13 protein-coding genes are annotated in these 14,628 nt (G+C 68.3%); 8 read left to right on the forward strand and 5 right to left on the reverse strand.

The window, feature by feature from the left end:
- The first annotated feature begins 15 nt into the window (after positions 1 to 15).
- Positions 16 to 378 carry a hypothetical protein gene (locus OXM57_03900; GenBank protein ID MDE0351811.1) on the forward strand — a complete coding sequence of 121 codons (363 nt, stop codon included), beginning with the start codon at positions 16 to 18 and terminating at the stop codon, positions 376 to 378.
- Positions 379 to 459: 81 nt separating this feature from the next.
- Here the strand turns inward: OXM57_03900 and OXM57_03905 are convergent, their stop codons facing one another.
- On the reverse strand, positions 460 to 822 hold the full coding sequence (locus OXM57_03905; protein MDE0351812.1) for a DUF2237 domain-containing protein: 363 nt from the start codon (positions 820 to 822) through the stop codon (positions 460 to 462).
- Positions 823 to 907: 85 nt separating this feature from the next.
- Here OXM57_03905 and OXM57_03910 point away from each other — a divergent pair, with 85 nt between their 5' ends.
- From OXM57_03910 to OXM57_03935, 6 genes are all read left to right on the forward strand, one after another.
- The gene (locus tag OXM57_03910; GenBank protein MDE0351813.1) at positions 908 to 1,435 is read left to right on the forward strand and encodes a disulfide bond formation protein B; all 528 of its coding nucleotides are present in this window, start codon (positions 908 to 910) and stop codon (positions 1,433 to 1,435) included.
- A 15-nt stretch (positions 1,436 to 1,450) separates the two neighbouring features.
- Entirely contained in the window at positions 1,451 to 2,176 is a 726-nt protein-coding gene (locus OXM57_03915) for a TlpA disulfide reductase family protein (GenBank protein MDE0351814.1), read from the forward strand.
- 13 nt (positions 2,177 to 2,189) lie between these two features.
- Positions 2,190 to 4,151 (forward strand): transketolase, encoded by a 1,962-nt coding sequence (tkt, locus tag OXM57_03920; protein MDE0351815.1) that lies wholly within the window; start codon positions 2,190 to 2,192, stop codon positions 4,149 to 4,151.
- A gap of 70 nt (positions 4,152 to 4,221) precedes the next feature.
- Complete coding sequence (locus OXM57_03925) at positions 4,222 to 5,055, forward strand: ABC transporter permease (protein ID MDE0351816.1); 834 nt, start codon at positions 4,222 to 4,224, stop codon at positions 5,053 to 5,055.
- Complete coding sequence (locus OXM57_03930; GenBank protein ID MDE0351817.1) at positions 5,052 to 5,807, forward strand: ABC transporter ATP-binding protein; 756 nt, start codon at positions 5,052 to 5,054, stop codon at positions 5,805 to 5,807. Before OXM57_03925 ends, OXM57_03930 begins: the two co-directional genes overlap by 4 nt.
- 37 nt (positions 5,808 to 5,844) lie before the next feature.
- Positions 5,845 to 6,909, forward strand: coding sequence for a UDP-N-acetylglucosamine 2-epimerase (locus OXM57_03935; GenBank protein MDE0351818.1), 1,065 nt, complete (start codon positions 5,845 to 5,847; stop codon positions 6,907 to 6,909).
- On the opposite strand, the gene OXM57_03940 is transcribed toward OXM57_03935, so the two are convergent.
- The 3 genes from OXM57_03940 to OXM57_03950 form a co-directional block, all read right to left on the reverse strand.
- A complete protein-coding gene (locus OXM57_03940; protein ID MDE0351819.1) occupies positions 6,803 to 7,801 on the reverse strand; it encodes a lysylphosphatidylglycerol synthase domain-containing protein in 999 nt (332 codons plus the stop codon). The two genes, OXM57_03935 and OXM57_03940, sit on opposite strands and share 107 nt — an antisense overlap.
- Positions 7,798 to 8,862, reverse strand: coding sequence for a polysaccharide pyruvyl transferase family protein (locus OXM57_03945; GenBank protein MDE0351820.1), 1,065 nt, complete (start codon positions 8,860 to 8,862; stop codon positions 7,798 to 7,800). The genes OXM57_03940 and OXM57_03945 overlap by 4 nt, the downstream gene beginning before the upstream one ends.
- A 108-nt stretch (positions 8,863 to 8,970) precedes the next feature.
- A complete protein-coding gene (locus OXM57_03950; GenBank protein MDE0351821.1) occupies positions 8,971 to 9,897 on the reverse strand; it encodes a glycosyltransferase family 2 protein in 927 nt (308 codons plus the stop codon).
- A 111-nt stretch (positions 9,898 to 10,008) separates the two neighbouring features.
- Here OXM57_03950 and OXM57_03955 point away from each other — a divergent pair, with 111 nt between their 5' ends.
- Positions 10,009 to 11,490, forward strand: coding sequence for a glycosyltransferase family 39 protein (locus OXM57_03955; protein MDE0351822.1), 1,482 nt, complete (start codon positions 10,009 to 10,011; stop codon positions 11,488 to 11,490).
- Here OXM57_03955 and OXM57_03960 read toward each other — a convergent pair.
- Positions 11,480 to 14,374, reverse strand: a complete 2,895-nt coding sequence (locus tag OXM57_03960; GenBank protein ID MDE0351823.1) for a glycosyltransferase — start codon at positions 14,372 to 14,374, stop codon at positions 11,480 to 11,482. The genes OXM57_03955 and OXM57_03960 overlap by 11 nt on opposite strands.
- Positions 14,375 to 14,628: the final 254 nt, after the last annotated feature.

Here is a 14,628-nt window from a genome sequence, read left to right on the forward strand (position 1 = left end):
CAGGCGGCGGCGGTGATGGCCTCGGCCCACAGCTGGCTGGGCTGGGCGGTGGTGGTGGCCTGCGGGTTGGCCGGTCTGGTCGCGCTCGGTTACCACTTCGGTCGGCGCCGGCCCGACGTGGCCTTCAAGTCGATGGTCTCGGTGTGTGTGGTTGGCGCGATCCTGCAGGTGGGGTTGGGGCTGGTGCTCTTCGCTCAGGACATGGAGCCGGGCAGCATCCACATGTTCTACGGCTTCGTGATCCTGCTCACCCTGACCTTCGTCTATATCTACCGCGTCCAGTTCGAGCGCCGTCCCGCGCTCTACTGGGGGTTGGTCCTGCTGTTCATGATGGGGCTCGGCTTGCGGGGCATCTCCAGCTTCGGAGCTAGTTTCTAGTTGCTAGTTTCTAGTTTCTAGTTGCTAGTTATGTTAGATTTACCAGCTACTGACTACTGCCCACGGGCCGTTGAACGCTGTCTAAAGCGGTGCCCGATGGGCTTCCAGCTCGGCCAGATCGGCCCACTCCAGGGTACGGGCGTGGGTGGCCTCAAGCACCACGTCGGGAGCCATGCCGGCCCGCTTGGCCTCCACCCACCGGGCCGCGCACAGGCACCATCTGTCCCCCGCCTTGAGCCCGGGGAAGCGGTGGGCAGGCATAGGGGTGGACAGGTCGTTGCCCACCGATTTCGAGAACTCGAGGAACTCGTCGGTCACCACCACGCACACCGTGTGGACGCCGTAATCGTTCTGGTCGGTGTTGCAACAGCCGTCCCGCCACCACCCGGTCAGTGGGTCGAGCGAGCAGAGCTCGAGCTCATCGCCTAGTACGTTGCGCGCCATCCACTGCATTGAAGCAGATCAGCAGCGGCTTACCGCACGCCACTACAACTAGTATCTGCCGTCGGTCTCTCCCGGGTGGTGCGCCGTGGTCCTGTTCTTCTCGCTGCTGAGCCTGCTGGCGCTGGCGGCTTCACTCGGGCTGGTCGTGATGATGGCCCGTCCCGGTCTCAGAGCAACCGCGGTACGCGAGCTGGGCGGCTATGCCCTTCCGGTGGCGGTGACGGTGGCCGCGGTGTCAACCCTCGGCTCGCAGTACCTGTCCGAGGTGGAGGGGTTCGTTCCCTGCCTGCTCTGCTGGGTGCAGCGAGGGTTCATGTACCCGCTGGTGCTGCTCCTGGCCTGGGCGATCGTCAGGCCGCATCGGGTGGTCCAACTGCTGGTCCTGATCATGTCCGTCGGTGGGGCGCTCACCGCCGCCTACCACTACGGAGAGCAGCAGGGATGGTGGGGCGGATCCGAGGAGTTCTGCTCGGCGGAGGCGCCCTGTACCTTCATATGGGTTCAACAATTCGGGTTCATGTCGATACCCTTCATGGCGTTCACCGGTTTCTGCCTCATTGCCCTGCTGGTAGCGCTGCACTTGAGCAGGCCGGCTCGAACCACCAACCGCTAGTCAGGAGAGGCTCGCATGGCAAGGACGGCAGGTAAGAGAAGCCAGCCCAAGGCCCGGCCTGCGGCCGCCCCCGCTCCGGTCCGGGCGACCCTGCCGACGGCGGATGAGGAGCAGTCGACCGGGCTCGGGAAGAAGATCATGCTGGTGGGTATCGGCCTGGTGGTGGTGGCCGCGCTGGTGGTGCTGGCGATCAACCTCGCGACCGAGGAGCAGCAGGGCGCCGAGGCGGCCGCCTTTCTCACCCCCGATGTGACGGTGAGCGGATCCATCCTGCCGCCCTACGCGGGGACGGCCGAGGATCCGGGTGTCGGTCTCGCCATGCCCGAGGTCTTCTCCTCCGACTTCTCGGGGCTGCCTGCCTCCATAGAGAGGGACGGGATCCCGAAGATGGTTCTCTTCCTTGCGCATTGGTGTCCGGCCTGCCAGCTAGAGGTACCGGCGGTCCAGGCGTGGATCGACGACAACGGAGTTCCCGCAGGTGTGGACTTCGTGTCCGTTGCGACTTCCATCGACGAGATCCGGCCCAACTACCCGCCGGACGCGTGGCTCCGCCGGGAGGGGTGGACGCAGCGGGTGGTCGTCGACAGCGCCACGAGCAGCATCGCCAACGCATACGGACTGAATGCCTTCCCTTACTATGTCCTGGTAGACGGGTCCGGCACGGTCGTCCGGCGGATCAGCGGGGGTGTCTCCGCCGACGCGGTCGGTGCCATGCTCGAGGCCTTGGCGGCGGGAGGGTGAGTTGGTAACCACGATGGCCATCGACTTCGAGAGCCACCACCTGGCCGCCAACACCATCCGCGCCCTGGCCATGGACGCGGTTCAGCGCGCCAACTCCGGCCATCCCGGCATGCCGATGGGAATGGCCGATCTGGCCACCGTCCTGTGGCAGCGCCACCTGGTGGTGGATCCCGACGATCCGCAGTGGCCCGACCGGGATCGGTTCGTGCTCTCCAACGGGCACGGTTCGATGCTCCTGTACGCAGTTCTCCACCTGTGCGGGTTCCCGGTCACGATGCAGGACCTGATGGACTTCCGCCAGTGGGGGTCGCCCACCGCGGGCCACCCCGAGTACGAGCCGGAGTTGGGGATCGAGATGACCACGGGGCCGCTCGGGCAGGGTTTCGGAACCGCCGTCGGCATGGCGATTGCCGAGGCCCACCTCAACGCGGTGTTCGGGGACGACCTTGTGGACCACCGCACCTGGGCGTTCGTGTCGGACGGCGACCTGATGGAGGGCATCTCCGCGGAGACGGCCTCGCTGGCCGGACACCTGGGTCTGGGCAAGCTCGTGTACGTGTACGACGACAACCGCATCTCGATAGACGGCCGCACCGACCTGACGTTCAGCGAGGACGTGGCGGCACGCTTCGGCGCCGTGGGATGGCACACGGTGGAGGTCGACGGTCATGACCCGATTGCCATCGATGAGGCGTACACCGCCGCCTGTGCGGTGGCCGATCGTCCATCGCTGGTTATCGCCCGGACTCTCATCGGTAAGGGCGCCCCCAACAAGGAGGACACGGCCGGCGCCCACGGCGCGCCCTTAGGGCCGGATGAGATCGCCGGGTGGCGCCGCGGCGCGGGCTGGCCCGCCGAGGACTTCCACGTTCCCGCCGGCGTGGCGGAGTACTTCGGCGCCGGTATGGACCGGGGCCGGGCCGCCCGGATCCGCTGGCAGGAGCGTTTCCGGGCCGCCAGCGCATCCGACCCCGGGCTGGAGGCACGCTGGTCGAGCTACCACTCTCCCGAGCGGGTGAGCCTGGAAGGGCCGGGATTCGAGGTAGGCGCCGGTATCGCCACCCGGCGGGCCATCGGGGCCATCTTCGACGAGATCGGCCGGAAGGTTCCCGGACTGATCGGTGGGTCCGCCGACCTCGTCGGATCGACCAAGACGATCCTGTCGACGGGTGGGAGCCTCGCCCGCGAGAATCCCGCGGGTCGGAACATGCATTTCGGGGTGCGCGAGCACGCCATGGGAACCATCGTCAACGGCCTCGCCCTCCACGGCGGGTTGCGACCCTACGGCGCCACCTTCTTCGTATTCAGCGATTACATGCGCCCCGCAATCCGTCTCTCCGCCCTCATGGACATCCCTTCGATCTGGGTATTCACCCACGAGTCGGTGTTCCTGGGGGAGGACGGCCCCACCCATCAGCCCATCGAACACCTGGCCGCCATGCGTGCCATGCCGAATATGGCGGTGTTCCGGCCGGCCGATGCGGGAGAGATGCTCGAGTCGTGGGAGACGGTGCTCAACCGGAGCCATCCGGCCATCATCCTCGGAACCCGGCAGGCAGTGCCGGTACTGGACCGTTCCGGACGGGAGGGCGGCGTGGCCCGAGGCGCCTACGTGTTGCGGGACGGCGACGCCGCGGTCGTGATCGCCACCGGTTCCGAGGTCTCGGTGGCGCTGGAAGCGGCGGACCTGCTGGCGGGAGACCACTCGATCAGGGTGGTGAGCATGCCCTGTGCGGAGCTCTTCCTGGAGCAACCGGATGACTACCGCCGCGAGGTACTGGGGAACGGCCTACCGGTCGCCAGCGTTGAGGCCGGCTCGACCTTCGGCTGGTCGCGGTTCACCGGCCCGGATGGGCTGAGTATCGGCATCGACCGCTTCGGCGCATCGGCGCCGGCCGGCCGGATCGCCGAGGAGCTGGGCCTCACCGGTCCGGCGGTGGCCCGGCGCCTGGCAGCCTGGCTGGACGGTTCCTGATCCTGCTGCCGGGCTTGCTCCCTCCGGTGAGGCAGGCCGGGACACGGGTCGGATCGTAGAATCGGGCGGCGTGTCCACAGTAACCGCCGATCAGGTCCCCAGCCTCTCCGGGTGGCGTAACTACGTCCGGAACCTGTGGCGCTGGCGCGAGTTCGGGTGGTTCCTGGCCCTGGGCAACCTCAAGGCGCGCAACGCCTCCACCTCCCTGGGGCTGGTGTGGTGGATGCTGAACCCCCTGATCATGGCGGCCGTCTACTTCCTGGTGTTCGGCCTGATCCTGGGCGGCCGGCGCGGCGAGCCGCAGTTCATCGCCTGGCTCCTGTCCGGGGTGTTCGCCTTCAACTACACCGCCACCGCCATGACCTCGGGCGCCAACAGCATCCTGGCCAACCGCCGCCTCCTGGTGAACATCCGGTTCCCGCGGCTGATCCTGCCGATCTCCGCTGTCATCGAGACCGGGGTCGGCTTCCTGATGTCGATCGCCGTCTACTACCTAATCGTCTGGCCTGCCGACGGCGTTTCGCCGGGCGTCACGCTGCTGTGGTTACCGGCAGCCGTCGCCCTCCATACGGTCTTCAACCTGGGACTCGCCGGATGGACCGCTCGGCTTGCCATCCCGTTCCGGGACATCAACAACCTGATACCGCACCTGACCAGGCTGTGGCTCTACCTGTCCCCGATCATCTGGCCTCTGAGCTTCCTGAGAGATCGGGGCGGCCTGGTCGAGGACCTGGCGGTCCTGAACCCCATGTACGGGATCCTCTCGTTCTACCGGATGGCGCTCATGGGAAGGGATCTGGAAACCGGTGCGTTCGTGCTGGCGTTGCTGTGGACGGTGGTGATCGGCGGGGGCGGCATCCTCAGCTTCGTCCGGCACGAGGGCAACATGGTGCGGCATCTATGAGGGCGGCGCGATCGCCACAGGCCATCAGGGTCAGCGAGGTAGGGGTTCGCTACCGCTCCTACGTGGACCGCGCCTCGACCTTCCGGCGGGTGGTGGCCCGGCGCAGGCTCAGGCAGACCACCACGGTGGTGGCTCTCGAGGACGTCTCCTTCGAGGTGGAGTGGGGAGAGACCATGGGGTTGGTGGGTGATAACGGGGCCGGCAAGAGCACGCTGCTGCGGGTGATCGCCCGGACCATGCGTCCCGACTCGGGCTCGGTGGTGGTGAACGGTGAGACCTCCACCCTCCTCCAACTGGGGGCGGGTTTCAACCATGAGCTCTCCGGGCGCCGCAACGTCTACTTGAGCGGTCTGGCCCACGGACTGGCCCGGGCGGAGGTGGCCCGGCTGTTCGATGCCATCGTGGCCTATGCCGAGCTGGGAGAGGCCATCGATCGCCCGATCAAGTCCTACTCGTCGGGCATGGTGTCCCGGCTGGCCTTCTCGATCTCCATCCATCTGCTGCCCGACATCCTGCTGCTGGACGAGGTCCTGGCAGTCGGCGACGCCGGATTCAGGAAGAAGAGCCAGGCGGCCATGCGAGAACTGCTCGGGCAGGGTGGGGCGGTGATGGTGGCCAGCCACGTACTCAGCGGTATGGCCGAGATGTGTGATCGGGTTCTGTGGCTGGAGCGGGGGAGGGTACGGGACCTGGGATCCGCCGAAGCCGTCATCGAGGCCTACGGCCGGGCTTCCCCGTCGGCGCCCCGGTGAGGCCCGCACGCCCGCAGGGTGGCGAGGGTCGGGGAGCATGATCCACGTCTTCATCGGAACCAAGGCCCAGTACATCAAGACCGCGCCGCTGATATGGGCCATGGAGCAGCAGGGGATCGACTACCGGCTGGTCGACTCCGGGCAGCATGCCGAACTGGTCGGCTCGTTCCAGGTGGAGTTGGGCCTGCGGGCCCCCGATGTCCGGCTGGGCGGCACGACCGACGTCACCACGATCCCCCAGGCGGTGCGGTGGGGGCTCGGCCTGGTCGCCCGGCTGGTGTCGCGGCGGCGTGTCCTGGAGCAGGTGTTCGGGGGCATGGATGGAGTGTGCGTGGTCCACGGCGACACCCCCTCCACCCTGCTGAGCATGATGATGGCCCGCCGGGCCGGGCTGGTGGTGGCCCATCTGGAGGCAGGGCTGAGGTCGGGGCGGTGGTTGCATCCCTTCCCCGAGGAGTTGATCCGCCACCTGGTGTCCCGTCGTGCCGAACTGCTGTTCGCGCCCGACCGTGATGCCGTCAGCAATCTGGCGGCGATGGGGGTCAAGGGGAGGGTGGTGGCCCTGCCCGCCAACACGATCGTGGAGGCGCTCGCCAGGGCGGCTCCGGGCGAGGCCGGTACCGGGCCGGTGATCGTCACCATGCACCGGGTGGAGAACCTGCACCGGCGGCGCCGGCGGGAGGACCTTGCCACGCTCGTGGAGCGTCTCGCCGGCGAGAGGCCGGTCCGCTGGATGCTGCACGAGCCGACCAGCGGAGCGTTGGGACGGTCCCGGCTGGATAGCCTTGAGCGGGCCGGCGTCGAGCTCAGAGGCCTGGCTGGACACACCGAATTCGTGGAGATGCTGGCTGCGGCACCGTTCGTGATGACCGACGGGGGCTCCATCCAGGAGGAGTGCGCCCTGTTGGGGGTTCCGACCCTGCTGTGGCGCATGCACACCGAGCGCCCGGACGGGGTGGGGGCCAACGTGGTGGTGAGCCGCTACGAACCGGCCGTCATCGAGGCGTTCCTGGCGGATCCTGCCCGGCATCGTCGGACACCCCGGATTCCGGATGTATCCCCGGGGGCTCGCGCTCTCGAAGCGCTTGCCGAGTGGCGATGAACTCGGCGGTCGTGGTGGCGATGAAGTCCCGCGCCAGGAGCACCAGCCGGTAGCCCCCCAGCACCACCACGGTCTGGGCCGTCCCCTCGGCTTGGAGCAAGGTTGCCATGGTCAGCTCGAACACGCCGATTCCCTGGGGTGCGAAGGGCGCCAGGAACCCGATCCCCCACGTGAGGAGGAACCCGCCCACGATCAGCAGTGTGCGGAACTCGTCAGCCGCCGGAAAGGCCCGCAGATACAGCAGGAACGTCACGGCGGACCATCCCCAGAAGACCACGTTGATGCCGATCAGCCGGAGGTAGCCGCGCCAATCGAGAGCGAACTCGATGCCCCGCCGGGCGGCCAGCCAGGCCATCACCCGGCCCCCTCCGCCCGGCGCCGTGGCCACGATCAGGGCTACGGCGACGAACACCATCCATACGGCGCCTCCCGGGATGCCGCCCGAGAGGCCGAGGACGGCCAGCCCGCTCATGAGCACCACGGTCAGGCTGGTGGCCATTTCGAGGATGGCGGTGGCACTGAGCGGTCCCATGGGCACGCCGGCGTTGCGCAGCAAAGCCACCCGTCCGACCGCGAACCAGACCGATCCGGGCACGTACCGGGCCAGCAGCGAGCGGGACGTCGCCACCGTGGCCTTGGTGAGCAGGCGGGGGGTATCTAGGCCGTGTCCCTGGATGTGCAGGCTCGCCGTCCAGAACCAGGCGCCGATGAGGATCAGGATGAAGCTGGAGGCCAGCGAGGCCACGATCAGCCCCGGGCGGGCGTTGCCGAGCAGGGTCAGCACCTCGTCCCACTCCGTCCTCGCCACCCAGCCGATCACGACCGCCAGTCCGGCCAGGTAGGCGACACGGAGGATCTTGAGCAACCGGCCAAGCACCGGGGTCGTGCTCACGGGATCAGCTCGTCGAGCGCCCGGTCGTTCTCGGCGAGGCGAACCCGGAGCGCTGCCCTCGCTGTCGCCGCCCGGTAGGCCACCCCCAGAGCGGACCGGGCGGCTCTCACCAGGCGATCCGGCTCCGTGTCGGGCTCGGTGATGAGCGGCGCCCACCGCCCGCCCTCGGCTGCGAGCGAGGCCATCTTGGGGGAGTAGTCGAGGAGCACCGCGGCCCTGCCGTGGAGCAGGGCGGCAATCGCTCCGTGGTAGCGCATGGAGATCACCAGCCGGCTCCGGCCGACCTCGTCGAGAACCTCGTCCAGTCCTGGGGTCGACAACTCCGCATCATGCCTGAGGTGATCGGCCACGGCTTCGTGGACCGGTGAGTCGCGGCCGGCCTGGAACGCCACCATGCGGATCCTGAGCCCCGTGTCATCGGCCACCGCGTCAAGTGCTGATGCGATGGCTGCCGCCTGGGCCGCAGGGGGTGGCCCGGCCTTGGCGGCAGCGGTACGCACTCCCCGCCGGTTAGGAGGCCGGAGCACCACGCAAAGCGAGTCGTCGGCCGCGACGGGTGGTACCTCCTCCGCCACGACGGGGTCGGCGCCCACGCGGACCCGCGTCATCCCCCAGGCCGCGAGGCGGTCCGCCGAGGCGTGGTCCCGCACTACCAGGGTGTTCAGGCGGCGCATCATCCGGCGGGCAACGGTGATCGACCAGCGCCCCGTCACCCGGCCCACGCCGAGCCCGACCGCCGCGCCCGGCAGGTGCCTGCCTGCCCACACGCGTGAGGCGTGAAATGGGAGGTTCCACGGCGAGGTCTCGTTCTGGATCAATCCTCCCGAGAGGATGATCCCGTCCAGTCCGGCCAGCGACCGGGACAGCCGGCGCGTGTCCCCGGGGGAGCGATGCCGCAGCGCGCTGATCGCATGGAGGTCCGAGGTGGGGACCGGATCGATCGAGATCGCCACCGGTGTCGCTCCCCGGGCGCGGATGCGGCTGGCGAGGGCGCTCAGGATCAACTCGTCGCCGAGGTTGTCGGAGCCGAACCAGCCGGCCAGGGCGATCCGGCGGGTCATCGGGGGATGGCCCGGGAGCGTCTGCAGATCATGGTCAGGCAGGTTCCGGTGAAGAGCTGGATCCGGACCCTTGCTGGTAGCAATACTCGAGCCTCCAGGGATCAGCCTTCAGCCGGCCCGGTCCTCGGGCGAGGTGTGGGCGGGCAGCACCGCGTCCCGGGACCGGTTGAGCTGTACCAGCAGGTCGGCCACCAGCGCCACCAGAAGTACCAGCGCCGCAGCCAGCAGCAGCACCACGGTGTTGGTGGCCACCCGTAGGTCCTTTGTGGCCAGGTCGTAGACCAGCTTGCCCGCTCCGCCGGCCCCCAGCACCACACCGACGGGAGCGAAGAACCGCAGCGGGTTCCAAAGAAGCACCATCCGTACCACCTGCCTGATATAGAAGACCGTGTCCTTCCACCAGTGGAATTTGGACCGCCCGGCTCGCGGGGCGTAGTCGATGGGGGTATAGCGAACGGAGTACCCGTTTGATAGGAAGCTCATGGTGAGCGTGGTCACGCAACTGAAGCCGGCCGGGAGGAGGTGGAGGTACTGGCCGGCCACCACTCTACGGAAGGCGCGGAATCCTGAGTTCAGGTCGGGAATCCTGGTACGGGCCAGGAAGGAGGCGAGCATTCGGATGATCCACTTGGCCGGAACGCGGGCCAGGCGGCGGGTGCCTCGCTCCACCTGGCGGGCGCCCACCACCATGTCCCATCCGGGCAGCAGGGCGACGAGCTCCGGTATGCGGTCGTTCGGATAGGTCATGTCGGCGTCGGTCCACACCACCACCTCGCCCCTGGCCAGAGTCGTGCCGGCGCGGCGGGCGGCGCCCGATCCCCGGTTGTGCGGGAAGGAGATCACGCGGACATGATCCAGGTCGGGCAACTCCTCGACGCCGCCATCGGTGGAGCCGTCGTCGACCACCACGACTTCGTAGGCGTACGGGGATGTGTCCATGGTGGCTCTGATCCGGCCTAGCTCGGTCAGGAGATGGCCAGCTTCGTTGAAAACCGGGAGGACGATGCTGACGTCCACGGGTGAGTCGGGTTGCACGCTCCCCGGAGTTTGCCCGCCCGAGCGCGTGGCGGCAAGCCGGGCGCCGTCCGGCGGCGGTGAACCGCGAGCCCGGGAAGCAGTCGGCTCCTCGGTTCTAGGCTGCGGAGGGTGCGTACCCCTGCCATACTCCGGCGCCTCGATGGAGGCTCGAGGGTCACGGCGTTAGGTGGTGGGGCACTCCTTACGATGATGGCCGTGGGATGGTGGGAGCTACTGTTCCTGCCCCTGGGAGCGAGTCACGACGGCCGGATCAATGCCCGGTTCGGTCTGCAGGTTCGCAACTTCATCGAGAACGGCCTGCCGGGATCGGACTACCTGGCGTCCATGGCACCCTTCGCGGAGCACCCGTACGTCCATCATCCGCCGTTGCTGAACCTGATGCACGCTCTGGTCGGCTCGTTCCTCGGTCAGGGCGAATGGCAGCTCCGCATGATCGGCTACCTGGCCGGTCTGCTAACCGTGGGGGGTCTGATATGGCTGGCCCGCCGGCTCGGTCTGGGCGCAGGCGCGACCGTCCTGGCCATGGCGCTGGTGGCCTCCACCCCCATGTTCTGGATCTACGCCCGGCTCGGGCTAGGCGTGTCGCTCATGGTCATCCTGCTCGGGCTCTGGACCCGGTTTCCGAGGGCATCGGGCGACGATCCTGCTCAGAGCCCCGGCTCCGGCGACCTATCCGGTGCCGAACCCTCTCCCGTGGTGCTGGCCATAGTTGCCGGTGCGGTGGCGTTCTCCTCGTGGACGGGTGCGTTGCTGGTGGCGGTGCTGGCCGGATGGGGACTCCTGCACTCGGGACTCGTCAGGACCGCCCGGTTGGTCGCCGGCGTCGGCGCGGCGATGGTGCTGGTGACGCTGGTATGGGCGCTGGCGGTCGGGGATGTGGCCGAGCTGACGGCACACGCCGCCGACCGCCGCAGGTGGCCGGCGTGGGACGCTCTGGTGGAGAACTATCGCTGGTTCTACGGAACGCTCTTCCCCGGCTGGTTCAGGTGGCTGATCCTTCCGGCCATCGTCGCGGCCGTGGTCGACAGGCGCGCCCGGATGGCCTCGGGCGCGATCCTGATCGCCCTCGGGCTTTGGACCCTGGCCAACCCTGACGCGGCCTTCGTGCACGACTACTGGACCTACCCGCTCCTCGTGCCCGTTATGCTCGGCTTGGCGGTCATCCTAGACCGGTCGGGCGCTCGCCGGTCGGGCGCCGGGAACCGGGCGTGGATGAAGGAGATGCAGGCGCTGGCGGTGGCGGGCCTGGTCCTCCTGGCGGTGCTCGGGTTCCGCGGCCTAGGCGCCTACCGGCAGGCCTACTTCCACGCTCCTTCCGATGCCGGCGGGCTGGTCAGGGCGGTGGCACCGGCGCTCGGCCAGGAGGTGGCGTGGGTGGCCGAAGGAGTCGACCCCCTCTCCCGCTGGGTGAGCTACTACTGGGACCTGCCGGTGGTCGAGGTGTCGCCGGACCGCATCGCGGCGGCGAGGGGCGCCGACCTGGTGCTGGTCCGGGTGGATCGGATGCCGGTGGCGATCGCAGCAGGTGTGGGGCCCGTGGCCGAGCGGGGCCGCTACGCTCTGTTCAGCGCGGAATCCCTCATTCGATAGCGGCGAAGTCCAGGTCGCGTCCCGGACGGGTTTCCTGGGCATGGCGCAGGAAGTAGGAGTCGGGCGAGTTCCAGGTGTGCTCATCACCGTGCCGCACGAGCAGGTACCCGTGTCCGTGGGTCCGGTAGGCGACTCCCCCTTCCCGGACCACGTCCTTGAGCAGAGCCTGGTCGACCCACCTCGGGAGCCGGCGCCAACCACCGGCCTGCGCCAGGTCGTCGACGGTGATGATCATGGCGCCTCCGGCAATGGTGGGATTGCCCGACCGGACCTCGCCCCCTCCGATCATCCGGTGGATCGTGGTGTCGCTGGACTCCAGGTAGACGAACTCGGCCGCCTTGGCGACCAGGTTGGCGCCGGAGTACTCGTGTGCCAGCACCAGGTCCCACAGGTGCTCGCTGCCGTAGTGGTCGTCGTCGTCCATCTTCGCCAGCAGGGTCCCGCCGGCCACCCGGGTGGCCTGGTTGAGCACCTCCCCGAACAACCGGTCGGACGGGGCTCGCACCACCTCGACCGGGAACGGACAGTTCGAGGTGTCGATCAGGTCGGGGAACCGCTCTCCGTGTAGGGCCAGCACCAACTCGAGGCGGGGATAGGTCTGGGAGGCCACGACCTCCAGGCACCTTGCCAGCAGGCCGGGCCGCCTGGTGGCCAGCAGGATGGAGACCTCCGGGAGCCCCGGAAACGCGGAGAGGCCGGCCGCAGCGGCGACCTGCCGGGCTCTGGCGCGAAGCGAGTGGGTGCGCAGGGCCGCCCGGCGCATACCTATGCTGAGCCGCTCTCTCGTTCTCAGGCCGCTCTGCAAGATCCGTTCGTCGCGCATGGCGCGGTACAACTCTGACCCTAGGTGGGCCTCCAAATCGGGATCGTCCTCGTTGACATGGACCACCAACCCGGTGGCGGCCAATGAAGCCAGCGTCGCCGCCCGGCAGATGGTGTCGGGGTGGAAGGGCCGGGAGTCCTCCAGGTGATGGAGTTTGGAGAGCGCCTCCCGATCGGCGATGTCGACCACGGTGTCGATCTGCATGCTCTCGGGAAGTCCTATCTCGCTCAGGGCGCCGACCTGGCCGCCCACGTGCCATGTCCAGTCCACTGGGTTCGCCTGCTCGATGTCGAACGCCGGGACGGCCAGCAGAGGGGACTCCTCGGCCAGGATCACCGCGGGCGGATCGCCGGCCAGGCCGGCCTCCGGCAATCCGTCCGCAGTGTCGACCACAACCAGATCGAGTTGCTCGCCGTCCGGGGAGAGGTGGACGCGGCTCGAACCGGAGAATGCATCCCGGGCTCGATGTCCGATGACGGCGATCTCCACGCCCAGCGGGTACTCGGCCTGCCTGGTCGGATCGAGCGGGGCTGGGCGCATGCTCGCCCACAAACGCCTCATGACATTGAACAGCCGCCGGCCCAAGGCTGATACGAACCATCTCGCGAAGGCCAGGGCCTGGCGAGGACTTCGAACCCTGGCCAGCCGCGACAGCACCAGAGCGGCCTTGGCGCCCAGAGGCGATCCGCTCAACCGGAGGCTCGCCATCGGCATGGGAGTCTTGCGGCGCAGCACCAGGTCGGAGAGGCTCAGCGGCAAGATCTCACCCAGGTCGGCGAGGTCGTCTCCGGTACGGCGCGCTCGCTGCAAGACCCAGGTACGGGTGATCGAGATGCTGGATCCATCTCCGAGGGTCGCCATGGCGCCAGCCCGCGTACCCAACGCATCCCGGAGCCGCTGGACGATCCGTCTGTCGATCGCCATGCCGGCCGGTATGCGGACGTGGAAGGATGAAATGGGAAACTGCCGGATAGCGCCATCGACGGACCCGAAGAAGACCCGGGGGTCCGGCGCCAGGTGGTTCTCCAGGCCTTCGTAACCGGGGTCTCCCGGCCGGTCTCCGATCCAGACGACAAGGTCGTGGATGGTGTTGGAGATGACTTCCCCCGCGGCGGCGAGCACCACTTCCGGAGAGCGATCCCGAGGGTCGATGGTCACGACGTAGGAAGGGACGGTGAAGCTGCGACCGGGCTCGGCGTCGCGGAAATGGGGGTGCGCGATGAGATGGGATGCCTTGGCCCGCTGGATGTCGAGACTCGCCTGCTCCGCCGCGCTGGGATCAGCACCCTCGCCCTGATGCCAGCAAGCGGCGTCGCGAACCGGCACGAGCGGGCCACCATGGGTGAAGGCCCGGTAGCCGAACTCGGTGTCCTCCATTCCCCAGCGGGTGAAGGAGTCGTCGAAGCCGCCGACATGATCGAAGAACCATCGGCTGACTCCGAGATTCCCGCCGGTCACCACCCGGAAGATGTCGTCGGATTCCAGGGTCAGCTCATCGGTCCTGGCCATATGGAACTCGATCCACTCCGGCCGATCGACCCTCCTGCCCCTGAACAGGTCGGCCAGGGCACCCGTCCGGTGGCGGATGGCATCCGCATCGATGCCGCGGACATCGACATGAGCTCGGAACCCGAGGGTGAGCACGTCGCCGGCCAGATGATGCCACCGCGCGTGCGCGGCCAGCCACCCCGCCTCGGGAAGCATGTCGCAATCGAGGAAGATGAGGATGGGGTGGCGCGCCGCTCTCGCTCCGTTGTTCCGGGCGCGGGCCAGCCCGAATCCCAGGTCCTCCTGGTGGATCACCCGCACGTCCAGCGGGCTGGACTCGGGTGGTTCCAAGGGTACGGACGAGCCGTCGTCGACGACGATCACCTCGAACAGGTCACGGGGGTAGGTCTGTTGCTCCAGCGCCGCCAGGGTCAGATCGAGCGCATCGGGCGCCTCGTAGTACGGGACGACGATCGAGACGGGAAGTCCGGGTATGAAGTCGCCGGCTGACGGCGGTTCCAGGGCGCGCCAGTCGTTGTTTCTTATCGCGGCGGGTGGGACAGGAGAGGTCACCGGATCCATGAGAGAAGCAGCACTCCTCCGCGGGTGGGCTCGAGCACGGCCGGACTCTACCGTAACCGGCCCCGATCGCAGCGCCGGCGGACACAGACACATTCCCCGGACAGACCACCGAGCGCTCCTACACTGGCCGGCGTGGTCAGGAGGGCATTGCTACTAGGAGTGCGCCGAAAAGTGTCCATTTGGCCCGATAGTCCCCAACGAAACCCCAGGTCGAGGAGTCGCGGGCCAACCACCCCCGTCCTTTT

This window comes from bacterium (genome assembly GCA_028820935.1).
Classification (GTDB): domain Bacteria; phylum Actinomycetota; class Acidimicrobiia; order Spongiisociales; family Spongiisociaceae; genus Spongiisocius.

What these genes read in the sequence shown, in the direction of transcription:
- OXM57_03935 (MDE0351818.1), top strand. Translation starts at nt 5,845, where the DNA reads ATGATCCACGTCTTCATCGGAACCAAGGCCCAGTACATCAAGACCGCG.
- OXM57_03900 (MDE0351811.1), top strand. Translation starts at nt 16, where the DNA reads ATGGCCTCGGCCCACAGCTGGCTGGGCTGGGCGGTGGTGGTGGCCTGC.
- tkt (MDE0351815.1), top strand. Translation starts at nt 2,190, where the DNA reads ATGGCCATCGACTTCGAGAGCCACCACCTGGCCGCCAACACCATCCGC.
- OXM57_03945 (MDE0351820.1), bottom strand. Translation starts at nt 8,862, where the DNA reads ATGACCCGCCGGATCGCCCTGGCCGGCTGGTTCGGCTCCGACAACCTC.
- OXM57_03915 (MDE0351814.1), top strand. Translation starts at nt 1,451, where the DNA reads ATGGCAAGGACGGCAGGTAAGAGAAGCCAGCCCAAGGCCCGGCCTGCG.
- OXM57_03930 (MDE0351817.1), top strand. Translation starts at nt 5,052, where the DNA reads ATGAGGGCGGCGCGATCGCCACAGGCCATCAGGGTCAGCGAGGTAGGG.
- OXM57_03905 (MDE0351812.1), bottom strand. Translation starts at nt 822, where the DNA reads ATGGCGCGCAACGTACTAGGCGATGAGCTCGAGCTCTGCTCGCTCGAC.